At 40.7% G+C, this 13,802-nt stretch carries 11 protein-coding genes; 3 read left to right on the plus strand and 8 right to left on the minus strand.

The genetic code is table 11. The features are described 5' to 3' along the window. On the plus strand, positions 1 to 268 hold a 268-nt coding region (locus FCR06_RS28695; RefSeq protein ID WP_138501583.1), incomplete at its 5' end, for an IS1 family transposase. A gap of 96 nt (positions 269 to 364) precedes the next feature. Here FCR06_RS28695 and FCR06_RS28700 read toward each other — a convergent pair. The 7 genes from FCR06_RS28700 to FCR06_RS28730 all read right to left on the minus strand — a co-directional run bounded on the left by FCR06_RS28700 (position 365) and on the right by FCR06_RS28730 (position 7,831). Next, complete coding sequence (locus FCR06_RS28700) at positions 365 to 928, minus strand: DUF3124 domain-containing protein (protein ID WP_138505874.1); 564 nt, start codon at positions 926 to 928, stop codon at positions 365 to 367. 221 nt (positions 929 to 1,149) lie between these two features. Further along, the gene (locus FCR06_RS28705) at positions 1,150 to 1,560 is read right to left on the minus strand and encodes a hypothetical protein (RefSeq protein ID WP_138505876.1); all 411 of its coding nucleotides are present in this window, start codon (positions 1,558 to 1,560) and stop codon (positions 1,150 to 1,152) included. A 166-nt stretch (positions 1,561 to 1,726) separates the two neighbouring features. Further along, a complete protein-coding gene (locus FCR06_RS28710; protein ID WP_138505878.1) occupies positions 1,727 to 3,142 on the minus strand; it encodes a TolC family protein in 1,416 nt (471 codons plus the stop codon). 103 nt (positions 3,143 to 3,245) lie between these two features. Continuing rightward, positions 3,246 to 3,914 carry an ABC transporter ATP-binding protein gene (locus tag FCR06_RS28715; protein ID WP_138505880.1) on the minus strand — a complete coding sequence of 223 codons (669 nt, stop codon included), beginning with the start codon at positions 3,912 to 3,914 and terminating at the stop codon, positions 3,246 to 3,248. Positions 3,915 to 4,306: 392 nt separating this feature from the next. Then, the gene (locus FCR06_RS28720) at positions 4,307 to 5,587 is read right to left on the minus strand and encodes an ABC transporter permease (protein WP_411268029.1); all 1,281 of its coding nucleotides are present in this window, start codon (positions 5,585 to 5,587) and stop codon (positions 4,307 to 4,309) included. Positions 5,588 to 5,609: 22 nt separating this feature from the next. Then, positions 5,610 to 7,181, minus strand: a complete 1,572-nt coding sequence (locus FCR06_RS28725) for an efflux RND transporter periplasmic adaptor subunit (protein WP_138505883.1) — start codon at positions 7,179 to 7,181, stop codon at positions 5,610 to 5,612. A 104-nt stretch (positions 7,182 to 7,285) separates the two neighbouring features. Beyond that, positions 7,286 to 7,831: a hypothetical protein gene (locus tag FCR06_RS28730; RefSeq protein WP_138505885.1), complete on the minus strand. Its 546-nt coding sequence runs from the start codon at positions 7,829 to 7,831 to the stop codon at positions 7,286 to 7,288. Positions 7,832 to 8,386: 555 nt separating this feature from the next. On the opposite strand from FCR06_RS28730, the gene FCR06_RS28735 reads away from it, so the two are divergent. Next, positions 8,387 to 9,274: a tetratricopeptide repeat protein gene (locus tag FCR06_RS28735; protein WP_138505887.1), complete on the plus strand. Its 888-nt coding sequence runs from the start codon at positions 8,387 to 8,389 to the stop codon at positions 9,272 to 9,274. A gap of 233 nt (positions 9,275 to 9,507) precedes the next feature. Here FCR06_RS28735 and FCR06_RS28740 read toward each other — a convergent pair whose 3' ends face one another. Beyond that, the gene (locus FCR06_RS28740) at positions 9,508 to 9,912 is read right to left on the minus strand and encodes a response regulator (RefSeq protein WP_138505889.1); all 405 of its coding nucleotides are present in this window, start codon (positions 9,910 to 9,912) and stop codon (positions 9,508 to 9,510) included. A gap of 533 nt (positions 9,913 to 10,445) precedes the next feature. Here FCR06_RS28740 and gyrA point away from each other — a divergent pair. Further along, positions 10,446 to 12,959, plus strand: coding sequence for a DNA gyrase subunit A (gene gyrA, locus FCR06_RS28745; protein ID WP_138505891.1), 2,514 nt, complete (start codon positions 10,446 to 10,448; stop codon positions 12,957 to 12,959). Positions 12,960 to 13,802 lie beyond the last annotated feature (843 nt).

Below are 13,802 nucleotides of genomic sequence, written 5' to 3' on the forward strand. Positions count from 1 at the left end.
TGAGCCATTATGGGAAATTGTGAAACAGTGGGAAAGCTATTTTTATGTGACCGATGGCTGGAAAGTTTACCCTAGTTTTATACCCAATGGAGATCAAATTGTGAGTAAAACATATATGACGCGAGTAGAAAATGAAAATACCCGATTACGTCATTATCTTGCACGCCTTCACAGAAAAACTTTATGCTATTCCAAATCAGAACAAATGCTGAGACACTCAATTAAATTATTACTTCATTATTTGAAGTATCAAATTGTACCTATATAAATTAATTCATCCCTTTATTCAGCAACGCCAGATTTACTTTATAAATGGTCTCTAACTTACCTATTTAAGATTTTCTCCCTTGCGCCTGATTTTTGTCTATTTTGAAAGCGATCGCTTTTGATTATTTTGACTTTTAATGACTTTACCAATACTAGTAAAAGAAATTCCTTGCTGAAAATCAGTACCAATCATCACTGCTTCTACTATAGGTTCAGATATTTCTGTTTGCGCTACCCACTCTACAATAAAGTTTGCTCCTAAACCTCCACTGGTATCATTTCTATTAATAAAAAAATCTGTGGAAGCTAGGGCATCAAGTTGAATCGGGCGCTCTAAATATTGCTTAACTAATTTTCCATCTGAGTTATAGTAGCGCACAGAAGTAATTACGATTGGATTATTCAAATCTGTATTCCGAATACTAAGGGTAACTGCTAACTCAAAAATTTCCTGCCGATTGTGATGATAAATCTGAGAATAGACAGGAACATAGATAGTTTGACCCACTGCTATCTGGAAATTTTTATCCAGAGTCACTATCTTTTGAGATCCGCTTGTTTGAGTAGCGTTAGGTTGTGATTTTGGTGGAATTTCTGTTGATTGGCAAGATGTAACAAAGATAATCGCAATTATTAGAAAAAATTGGAGATACAGCTTCATCAAAACTATTGATACCGATTCAGTAGAAGACAGTTTTATAAGGTGCGTTACGGAATTTTAAGAAATAAATTATCCTATTTGAAGTTGATGACTGATGACTAATGAGTGTCAACAATGAAATATTTTTTATTTGTCAGTTGCTTTGCTTATAAGAACTGGTCCTAACGCACCAAAGATCTAGGATGATGCCCTATCCTCAACACGAGCGCTGGATAATAATTTTAGTTTAAATCCTCTAATTGCCATTGGAGTGCCCTTTTGGCTTGAATAAGTGCGATCACAGCTTTGGCATTCTCATCTAGTACCCATTCTGGAAACACTGCCACAATTTCTTCAATCTTTTCTAGAGGATACCACCAACTTTCGCTCTCCCGATGAAAACGCCATCCTTCTATCGATCTGGCTTTTATCTGAAAGGTCCCTCTTGGGTCATAGGGGCCAATCACTACCACTGCATCATAGTCTTGGCGAATTTCAATGCGTTTGTCTGGTTTTCCTGCATCTAGTTGCCGAGCATATTGTAACACTTTTTGCACAAATATCTCTGGTATCCGAATCGATTTAGTAGGTAAATGCTGCCATTTTGGAAGATAGGGGATTAAATTTGCAGCGTTGCCGCGTTTATTCACCATTTTTATCTCTGTAATTTTTACTTTATCAAGTTTTTGTGGCTAATGTTACTGATTGCTAACAGAGAAATCTCGTGAATAGCTTCTATCTTGAGAAAGATATACTGACAAAACTTGACTTTAGCTATCTCGACTACAGCTATGGATGGTTTTGTGTAAGAATTCGACTTTAACGCGAAGCCCTGGAAGTGACGGATCTTTGTAAATTAGCTAAAGCGCGATTGTAATCCAAGATAGCTGTAACTCGATTTCCTTGTGCTCTTGTCAGGTCATTTTCGGCATCAATTACCTCTGTTTGAGTTCCGACACCAGCTTGGAATCTTAACCTGGCTAATTCCAAAGCCTGCGTAGCTTGATTTAAAGCCACACTAGAAGTTTGCACATTATTTAAATTGGCTTGTAATTGAGAATAATATTGTTCTACGTTAAAGCGAACTAGGTCGCGCTGGCTAGCAAATTGAGCTTCTGCGATCGCAATATTACTTTTCGACTGAGCTGCGCGCGCTCTTGCTGCTCCTCCATCAAACAAATTTAGATTTGCTTGCCCTCCCACTGAATAGCCATCAGTAATGCTGACTCCATCGTTGTAGCGGTCTAGTAAGTTGTAGCTGCCTACCAAACTAATTTGTGGACCCAGCTGTGAAAGTGCCTGTCGTCGCTGTTGCTCGCTAATATTACGTTGTGCTAATTGCTGTTGTAACTCCGGACGATTTTGAAAAGCTCGAATAATCGTTTCTTCCAGTGTTGGCTGCCAAACACCTGCCAATCCTACAGGATCTGAGGCAGTGATATTAACTGATTGGGCTAAACTTAACAGAGTTGCAAGTTGACGACGGGCAATTTGCTGTTGCGAAATAGCATTAGTCAGTTGTTGTTGGGCATTTGCTAAATTTACCTGAGCTTGTAGTACATCAAACCGTGTACCCACTCCAGCATCTAGTCGAGCTTGAGTATCTCGCAAACTCGCCTGGGCATTATTCACAGCAGACTGATTAATTCGTACTTCTTCATCTGCCTGTTGCAAATCATAATATTCAGTCGTAACATTAAGCTGAATTTCTAAAGATTGGCTTTCAACAGTTAATTCATCTACCCGTAACTGTTCCTCAGCAGCTCGAATAGTAGCTTGTCGGTTACCAGAGGTAGACAGGTCATAATTCACTTGTGCTGAACCAGTGAAAGTAGTTGTGGCTTGAGATGAATTGTTTCTAAAACCATTACCATTGTTAGTCAGATTTGCGTTAAGTCCAAGACTAGGAAATAAGGTAGCTTGAGATTCGCGTAGTGCTGAACGACTGCGTTCTAGTTCTAAAATAGCTACTTGTAAATCTCGGTTATTGCGTCGTGCTAATTCCAAAGCTTGGGTCAAACTGATTGGTACAGTTTGCTGAATCTGTACTTCCTGCGGCTTGGTAGGAAATTGTAGAGGATTAGGATTGGGGTTGAGGGAATTGGGAACCTGTAAAGAAGTTGAGGAATTTTGTGGTTTTGGGGGAGTTGTTGCACTTGCTATTGGACAAAAAATAGCGACCGTTAAGACAATCCAGGTAGAATTAACACACCAAAAAATCGAATTCACATTCATAATTCATAATTCATAATTCGTAATTTGTAATTCGTAATTACATTGGGTGCTGCGAAATGAGCAATGCAGGAATACAGAGAATAATAAATGACAAATGCCCTAACTATACAATTAAACCATCTTGAACTCGGATAATTCTTTTAGTTTGAGCAGCGATATCTGGTTCATGAGTAACAATCACAATTGTAATGCCTTGCTTGTTAAGTTCTGTCAGCAAATTCATTACCTCATGAGAAGTTTCAGTGTCTAGAGCACCTGTTGGCTCATCTGCCAAAACTAATGCAGGTCGGTTGACTAAAGCGCGAGCAATAGCTACGCGTTGTTGTTGTCCACCAGATAGTTGACTGGGACGGTTAGAAATGCGTCCTCCTAATCCTACCTTTTCCAAGGCTTCTAATGCCCTTTGATGGCGTTTTACTTTAGGTAAGTTAGCATAAACCATTGGTAGCATTACATTCTCTAGCGCTGTCGCCCGCGCCAATAAATTAAATTGTTGGAAAACAAAACCTATCCTTTGGTTGCGAATATAAGCTAATTCATCATCATCATAAGTTGTGAGATTTCTACCTTCAAAAATATAGTGTCCTGTTGTGGGGCGATCAAGACATCCTAAAATATTCATCAGTGTAGATTTACCCGAACCTGATGCGCCCATAATGGCGACATATTCCCCTTCTTCAATAGAGAGTTGAATACCTTTGAGTATCGGAACGCTGATTTCTCCTAAATGGTAGGTCTTAGTAATGGATTCCATCCAAATCATGGTTGGCATATTGATTTTAAATTCATAAATTGTTAGTTATTTTTAATTAGTTTGAAATTATATTTACTGTAAAAACTCTAAAGGTTACAAAAAATCAAATGTGTTTACTGTAATTTAATCTTTAATTAGCATTTAATTAAAATTGGTATTTTTGGACTAAAATTTTCTGAACTATTTTATTTAGTGTTATCCAACTTTATTTGTAGTTAGTAATTGCCTTGTGAAAACTGCACTAATCTAAGTTCAATTAACATTCTCACTTCAGCACAAAATTTTTCAATATCAGGGAAGATAACTTGTAATGCTGTTTCTTTGAATCCAACTTGATGAACTAAAGGTAATCGCCGTTCTCTGGCGTAATCTGTTGATTTTTAGTTGTGGGTGAAATAAAAATAAATGGTTTAGTCACTACGCAAAGCGGTGATTGGATCTAGTTTGGATGCGTTTCGTGCTGGAATAACCCCAGCTAATAAGCCAACCGTTAATGACAGTCCAAACCCAGCAACAATCGACAACAAAGAAATTATAAATGGAAATTTGAAAATGTTTGCAGCTACAAAGGCTAATAATACGCCAGTCCCCATACCAATACCTCCGCCAACAATTGAAATCACGATCGCTTCGGCTAAAAATTGATTGAGGATTGCTGAATTAGTAGCTCCTACAGCTTTACGAATGCCGATTTCCCGCGTGCGTTCGACTACGGAAACTAACATGATGTTAGCAATACCAATCCCGCCAACTACTAAGGAAATGCCGGCGATCGCCACTACCATTACTGTAAATAAACCCACAACATTAGTGAAAGTACTAACAATATCAGCTTGGTTAGTGAGTCTGAAATCATCAACTTGGGGCGGATAAATATTATGCCGCAAGCGCAACAAATTGGTGACTTGAAACTGTGCTGCTTCTAAATCTTCTTGATTAGCTGATTTAACTAAAATCCCGGTTACCGAAATACCTACTAAAGCATTATTACCAACTAGTCTTGCCGACATACTAGTTAGAGGAATGAAAATTTGGTCATCTCGATCCATCGGCCCTTGAGAACCTTTAGGTTCCATCACACCAATGACTTCGTAAGCTTCTCCTTGAATCCGAATTCTTGTACCCATAACATTACCACTCTGTCCAAACAGTGTGCGTTGGACAGTAGGACCAAGAATGGCAACTTGAGCTCTGGAATCTAGTTCTTCTTGAGTGAAATATCTCCCCTGCTGGGGGTGAGTATTTCTCACTTCTGGGTAATTTAAATCCGTACCATAAATTGTTGTTGAAGTGTTTTGTCCTTGATAAACAACTTGGGCACTCCGCTGGAGGTAAGCAGAAACTAGTTGAACTGATGGAGCTTGTGTGGCGATCGCTTTGGCATCTTCCCAGGTCAAAGTGCTGCTAGAACCTATTCCTTGACGCACATTCCCGCTTCTGGCTGCACCAGCTAATATTTGCAGTACATCTGTACCTAATGCTTGGATCTGTTGTTCGACTCCTTTTTGCACTCCTTGACCAACCGAAGTAATAGCAATCACTGAGGAAATACCAATAATTACGCCCAACATCGTTAATCCCGTGCGTAATTTATTACTCCAGAGTGTCTCTACCGCCATTGACAATATCTCTAACAGCGGCACTGTACGGCTACTCTTTCCTTTGTAAAAACCCTTAAATATCTTAAACATAAAGTTGTATTTAAAGCTAAATTTAGGGGGAACCACCGCCTGAACGACCTCCCCTGCCGCCAGATCCTCTGCCTCCTTCTGCGCCTCCTCCTATACCAGGAAAAACTCCTCCTCGTGGTGTTGATTGCGGACGCGATCCTGGCGGGAAACTCAGCAATACCCTTTCGTTTCCTGTCAATCCAGATTTAACTTCAGTAAAGTTATTCGCGGTGATGCCCGTTTCGATGGGAGTAAATACAGGTCTGTTATTTTTTCCTGGCACAAACACGCCTGTAGCATTTTCTTGGCGTACCACCGAAGCTGTTGGCACCACCAAGGCATTTTTAACTTCACCGACTTGAAAATCTGCTTCCACATTCATCCCAGACCGTAGTAGCATTTGAGGGTCTGAAAGTGACACTCTGACTTCAAAACTGGTAACGTTTTGTTCTACTACGGATTGAGCAGCAATTTGCCTAACTTTGCCTTCAAAAGTTTTTCCTGGATAGGCATCTGCTTGAATGGTTACTTTTTGACCAAGGCTGATTTTAGAAATATTTGTCTCCGCTAAATTGGCGACAACTTCATTTGTGGAAGCCAAAGACAAGATTGAAGAAGAAGTAGCAGAAGATACGTCACTACTGGCAGTTGTGGGAGTTACAAAAGCGCCGGGATCGGCGTACTTTTTGGTCACTACGCTATCAAATGGGGCGCGAATAATCGTATCGTTGATTTCGGCTTGGATATTTTGCAGCGAACCCCGAGCAGATGTTACCTGGGCGCGGGCTGCATCTATATCTTCTTTGCGGCTTCCAGCTTTCAGGAGTGCCAAAGCTTGTTGTCTTTGATTAACTACGGCTCGTGCTTGTTCGATGTCTTCTTTTCGTGACCCAGCTTTTTGCAAAGCTAGTGCTTGCTGTGCTTCATTAACAGCTGCTTGAGCACTATCCTTGTCAGCACGGTTTTGGTTGAGAGTCTGAAGAGAAATACCGCCTGCATTATAAAGTTGTTGATTGCGCCGAAAATCATCTTCTGCTTTACTTAAGTTTGCTTGAGCGCTTTGTAAACGTGCCTGTGCTTGAGCAATATCTTGAGAGCGATTGCCCGCTTGTACCTTTTGCAGATTCGCTTCTGCTTCGTCTAGTTGTGCCTGTGCTTGAGCAATATCCTGGGGGCGATTACCTGCTTGGGCTTTTTGCAGATTCGCTTCGGCTTGTGCTAATTGTCCTTGAGCAGAAGTGAGTTGCCCCCGCAGGTTGGAATCATCCATGTAAGCTAAAATCTGCCCTTGTTTGACGATATCTCCTTCCTTCACCAGTAGTGTTTTCAATACACCTGAATTTTTTGGACTAAGGTTGATTAACCGCTCAGGCTTCACCTCTCCATTAGCTGAAACTTTGACTACTAAATTCTGCCTTTGTACAGCTCTTGTCACCATTCGCCGTCTGGCTTGTTGATGGGGAACGACAGTTACTTGATAATATACTGCGTAGCCAATTCCACCCAATAAAGCAAGAACAAGTAGCCAAGAGAGCCAATTTTTCTTACTTATTTTTTTCTTTACCTGTGGAGGAAAAACTGGTGAATCTACAGTTTTTTTTGTATCAATTTGCATGTTGATTTTTAGTTTAGAAGGAACGGCTACCGAGCTGTTCTTCACGGCTAAAACTATAGCCTGGTAGCTCCATACTGAGAATAATTTTTAGTTATTAAGTGTTTTTAGAGGTTGATTTGCAGTATCAGTCCATCAGGAAGCCTGAAGTAACCATCACGCACTCGAACTAATCTAGCGGCAGGAACAATTTCCTCACTCGGAAGAAGAATATCCCCATTAGGAAGTCTAAAGTAACCTTGATTACGTAGTCTAGCTATACTTCTAGCAGGAATAATTTGCCCATTTGGGTATCTAATATCACCATTACCAAGTCTGATTACTCTGGTATAGGGTTGGTTGTCACGGTTCCAGTTGTCCCAGTTTTGGCGATTTCTAATTTCTCTAGGATTATGTCTACCGTTGCGATCCCAATTGTCCCAGTTTTCGCGAGTTCTGACTTCTCTGGAATTGACTCTGCCGTCACGGTTCCAATTGTTCCAATTTTCACGAGTTCTGACTTCTATCGGATTAGTGTGGTCACGGTTCCAATCTTGATCGCTTTGGCCAACAACGTAAACCTGCGTTTGGGCATTTGCAGGCACACTCAACAGAGTAGGAACAACTATTGTGGCGGCCGCTAAAGCTATAAATGTACAGTTTTGTTTCAACATCGAATTGACTCCTTTGTGCTTCGGTTTTGATTTAAGTCTTAAACAGTTGTTTTGTTTTGGTATTACAGCAGAATTGAGAATTTGGAAGTAAAACAGACTTAATGTTTGGCTACTAAACCTAAGCTGTATACCTCACTAAGTTGAAATCTGCTGTCAAATATTTAATATTTACCTCTTCGTATAAATTCATACATAATAATTATTGCTCAAAACGTTTAAACGGATGCATGACCAAAGTCATAAGTAATTCCAGACTGGTGTATGACCAAAGTCATCAGTTTTTGTAATGAGGAGAGCAGGAGAGAGCTTTACCCCACTACCTTACCTTTGCCATACTCTCAATGAGCAATAGACTTTTTGCAGAAGTTGGGAAAGAGGAAAAGGGGAATGTTCTCAAAACCCTTTCCCTTTTCCCCTGTTACAAAAATATATCTTTGCAAGAGGTCTAATGACCAATGACTAATCACAAATGACCCAAGATTTTGGTGCCGTCAACAGCGGAGATCGTTTAAGCTAGCTGAAAGATTCTTTGATAAGTGGCTTAGAGGCGGTAGTGTGCCTAAACATTTTTATTTGATTTTTCTTGTGGTTGTCTGTAGTTTATGGAGTGTACCAAAAGCCGCTAACGCGCAGGCATTAATACCCCATACGCTGCAACTAGATGCAGCAAAGTTAGAAAAGCAGGGGTTGACCCTGGCACAGGAGGCGGCTCAATTAGCTCAGTTTCAACAGGTTGACTTAGCTTTGCCACGAGCGCGGCTAGCTGCTCAGCTGGCTCCTAATAATGATAAAGTCTGGTTGCTCTTAGGTGGATTGCAGTTACAGAATAAAGAGTTTGACGGAGCGATCGCTTCCTTAAAAAAAGCCCAATCTCTCAACCCCAAAAATGCTGATATTCTGTTTGCGATCGGTTCAGCTAATTTTCAGCAACAAAAGTACCAGCAAGCTGTTGTCAGTTATCAAGAGGGTTTGAAGTTAAAACCCAATGACCCAGAAGGATTGTTTGATTTGGGTAATGCTTACTTTTTAATGGGTCGATTGCCAGATGCCGTCTCCCAGTACAATCGAGCTGTAACTCAAGATAAAAAATTCTGGCCGGCAATCAACAATATAGGMTTAATCAACTACGAACAAGGTGACATCTCAGGAGCGATTAAGCAATGGCAATCAGCTGTAAGCATTGAGAAGCAAGCCGCAGAACCTTTATTGGCTCTGGCAGTGGCACTGTATACTAAAGGCGATCGCCAGCAAGGACTGAGCTTGGGAGAAGCCGCACTCCGCATCGATCCGCGCTATGGTAGTCTAAACTTCCTCAAAGAAAATCTCTGGGGCGATCGCTTACTAGCTGATACGAAAAAATTCTTAGAATTACCTCGTATTCAAGMAGCTCTACAGCAAGGCGAAAACTCATCATCAGTGACTCAAAAACGGCCTACACAATAGGAGTGGGAAGTGGGGAGTGAGGGAGAAATTATTGAGTAATAGCTATTTTCCTCTCCATCCTCCCACACCAGACACCTCTACCACACTCTTGTTTTCTCCAGTCCCCAATCCCCTCTATTATTACTACTTGCCGAACAGTACCCTCTTGTAGTACATATATACTTAATTAAAGATAGGAACTAGTTGGTCAAAAACATTGGTAGACGAATATTCCGAAAATAAGTCCTGATTTGTCAGTGCTTGTCTGGGGGCAGAAGTGTGACGATCTGTTCAACAAACTGTTGATGGTCAACAACTGGTTTAGAAATGTAGCCGTCAGCACCGCTTTGCTTGAGAAAGTTTTCGCGATCACCTTCCATAGCGTGCGCCGTCACTAGAATAACGGGTAAGTTTGCTGTTTTTGGGTCTGATTTTAACATTTGTGTAATCTTGATTCCATCAACTGACTTGCCTTGATAAACACTTCTGGAAAGAGAAACGTCCATCAAAATCAAGTCTGCTTCTCCCGATTGGGCAATCTTTATTACTTCTTCCACATTTTCAGTATGTTTCACGCCCAAGCCACCGCGCTTGGACAAAATTTTTGAAAAAACACGAGCATTAATTAGATCGTCTTCGACAATTAAAACGGTTTTCATGAGAATTTTAGTTATAGAGGTGGAGGGATTCAAAAATTGGTCTTGGACAGTTCTGAATGCTAACTATACTCTTTGGGATCTTGCTATGCCCAGCAGTAACTATAGAAATTCTGAACTCAGCCGGCAAAAAACTTTCGACATTCAAAATTCCTGTTGGAAATTTGAGCCGCTTTGTTTTAGGACTATTTTGACTTTATTTGCCTTTGACGTTCCCATAGGGTTGCAAGTGGCGTCTATTTGCTTTTTAAGTTGGTTAATGCGATTACCACAAGTGCCTGAGACTTTGCCCAAGATTCTAAATTAAGAAATGCAATCATGGTATGTATCCTAGCTACTAAATGCATGTAAATTATTGTCCTGTGCCTTCTTTTTAATAGTCAATCAAGAGCCTCATCATTAAGGATGATATTACTGCTTTTTATTCTGTGACTATCAAGATTTTGTCAGGAATCCCATTTCATCCGTTATGCTGTGGTTGCTGGAGTATTGAGTGTCGTCGGCCTTTATATAGTTAAATTTCAGGGAAAAAACTCATGGCAAAACAGTTAAACCTTCTCTCAACGGGACAGGTGATTACAATAGCCCTGCACACCGAGATGCAACGGTCTTATTTAGAATATGCCATGAGCGTGATTGTCGGGCGAGCGCTACCAGACGTGCGTGATGGCTTAAAACCAGTACATCGCCGCATTCTCTATGCAATGCACGAACTGGGTTTGATCCCAGATAGACCTTATCGTAAATGTGCCCGTGTAGTGGGTGATGTATTGGGTAAATACCATCCCCACGGGGATCAAGCGGTTTACGATGCATTAGTCAGGTTGGTGCAGGAATTTTCTAGCCGCTATCCTTTACTGGCTGGACATGGGAACTTTGGCAGCGTTGATAATGACCCACCAGCGGCAATGCGCTACACAGAAACGCGCCTCGCACCCATCAGTTATGAAGGAATGCTGACTGAAATTGGCGAAGAAACGGTGGAATTTATCGGTAATTTCGATAATTCCCAGCAAGAGCCAACAGTCTTACCTGCTCAGTTGCCATTTCTGTTGCTCAATGGCTGTTCTGGTATTGCTGTGGGGATGGCGACAAATATTCCACCGCACAATTTGGGGGAAATAGTTGATGGGTTGATCGCCTTAATCGACACGCCAGATTTATCAGATGAAAAGTTATTCGAGCTAATTCCAGGACCGGACTTTCCTACTGGTGGCGAAATAGTTGGTGAGGCGGGAATTCGGGAGGCATACACCACAGGTAAAGGTGGAATTGTCCTGCGGGGACTGGCAACGTTGGAGGAAATTCCAGCCACCAGGGGAAGCAAGCGACGAACGGCAATCATTGTCACAGAATTGCCATATCAAGTGAATAAGGCAGGTTGGATTGAGAAGGTAGCGGACTTAGTAAATCAAGGTCGCTTACATGGAATTTCCGATCTGCGGGATGAAAGCGATCGTGATGGTATGCGAGTGGTAATCGAACTCAAACGCGATACAAATCCTCAAGAAGTTCTGCAAAATCTATATCACCAAACTGCCTTACAAAGTAACTTTGGAGCAATTCTATTGGCAATAGTCGATGGACAACCCCGCCAGTTGAGTGTGCGGCAACTTTTGCAGGAGTTTTTGAGTTTTCGAGAACAAACCCTTAACCGTCGCTACAGTTATGAATTGGGGAAAGCCCAAAGTCGATTGCATTTGGTGGAAGGTTTGCTTAAAGCTTTGTCTAATTTGGATGAAGTTATTGAAATTTTGCGCCAAGCTGCTGACGGTAGTACCGCAAAAATTAACCTTTGCAGCCGATTAAATTTGAGTGAGGTACAAGGAGATGCAATTCTGGCAATGCCGTTGCGCCGCCTCACAAGTTTAGAGCAGCAAAACTTGCAGCAGGAATTTGAACAACTTAGCGAGCAAATTAATTTATTACAAAGATTACTCAGCGATCGCCACGAATTACTTAAGGCGCTGAAAAAAGATTTGCGATCGCTCAAGCGCAAGTATAATGATCCCCGGCGGACGAAAATATTAGAGGAGCAGAGGTCTAAGGCAGAGGATCAAAGATTTAGGGCGGAGGGGCAAAGAAGCAGAAAGTTAGAACAGGAAGAAGAAAACCTCAAATCTTCTCAACCAGCAGAAGAAGCAATTTTAGAGTTTACCCAACGGGGTTACGTCCGGCGCATTCAGACATCAGGGAAAAAGTCGAAAATTGAAAATGGTCTGCACGACAATGATTTTATTATACAAAATGTATTAACACATACAGATAAAGATTTGTTAATACTTACGAGTGGTGGCAAAGTCTATCCTGTGAAGGTKGGAGAAATTCCCCAGACTACTGGGCGTTCTCCACGGGGAACACCACTGATTACCATGCTCAGCAATACTGCTCAAGGTACTCAAGAAGATGTAATGAGCCGCTTTTTACTACCGGAAAATCTTGAAACTAGTCAAATGGTTCTCCTGACAAAACAAGGACGAATTAAGCGTTTATCTTTGGAAGAATTTACTAATTTGACTCGTCGCGGAATCACGATTTTGAAGCTCAAGGACGACGATCAATTATCATTCACCCAGTTCACTATTCCAGGGGAGCATTTGATTTTAGCTAGTTCTGGAGGGCGAGTATTGCGATTTGCGGTTAATGACGAACAACTACCAATCATGGGTCGTACGGCCATGGGTTTACAAGCATTTCGACTATTAAGAAATCAGCAAATGGTTGGCTGTGTCACTGTCAGTAAGGATGACCAGCTATTGCTAGTGACTCAAGAAGGATATGCCAAGCGGATGATTGCCAGTCAATTAAGAGGAGCTAATCGAGGTGATTTAGGTACCCAAGCACTGAAATTTACCAGCAAAACTGACAACTTAGCTGGTATGGTAAAGGCGATCGCTTCTAATGAGGTAGCCCTAGTGACAAATAAAGACCGAGTAGTGCGGATACCTGTTGAAACAGTGCCTATTTTAAGTAGAGATGTCAAAGGTGAAAGCATCCTCCAACTCAGCCGTGATGAAAAAATTATCACCGTGGCCGAAATCCGAGCTTAATTAAGTAATGTTCAACTTGCGACAAGCCAACTTGCAGGATTTAAAGAGACTGATTTAACTGTATCTCGAACTTCCGTATGAAGCTAGCGACGCTAAAGCTGATTCTGACACAGCAAACCTAGCACAAGCAACTGGAAAATATCTTGGCGAAAAAATACCGTTGGGTGAGTTTTTAGCTTGGGTGGCTATCGAGAGTAAGCGCGAAGACAGATTGATTAGCAACTACCTATATCAATGAAATCAGAAGTAATCCAAACACCACCATAACAGTGAAGCATTTCGTAGATATTGACACAGACGAGTTGTTTTTGTCCCAAAGTTAAATGTGTCAGTAATCCTTCACACAAAATCATCACTAGCTATCCAGCTTTGAGAAGAGGAGTACTTTTGAACAACTCGTTAGGACGGATGTAGCGTAACTATTTTGAAGACAAAGCTAAATTAATAATTTTAGTGAGTACCCACATATAAAGCAGTCCTAATCACTTAACTGTTAACTGTTCATTTACAAGATTACTAAACAAGATTGTTTCAACCTTGAACTGTAAGTATTTTTTACCAAGATTTCTGAATTAATACTAAAAAATATTAATTAAATCATAATTAATACACATCTATCTTTAATTTTAATTCTTGCTTTTCAACGATTTTAGACATTATCAACTACTTAGCTGTTAAGCTAGTTGCAAAATAATTTTAATAAGATTAGTAAACTCTACCAAAAGTATTTAGTATTTGTATCCAAAGACAGATGTTTTGCTGATAGTTAATTTCTATTTTCAATGTCAATATCTCGCAACAAAAATATAAATAATGTTGCTTTTATGAAAAGATTTGTTATAT

Source organism: Nostoc sp. PA-18-2419 (assembly GCF_005869855.1).
GTDB lineage: Bacteria > Cyanobacteriota > Cyanobacteriia > Cyanobacteriales > Nostocaceae > Nostoc.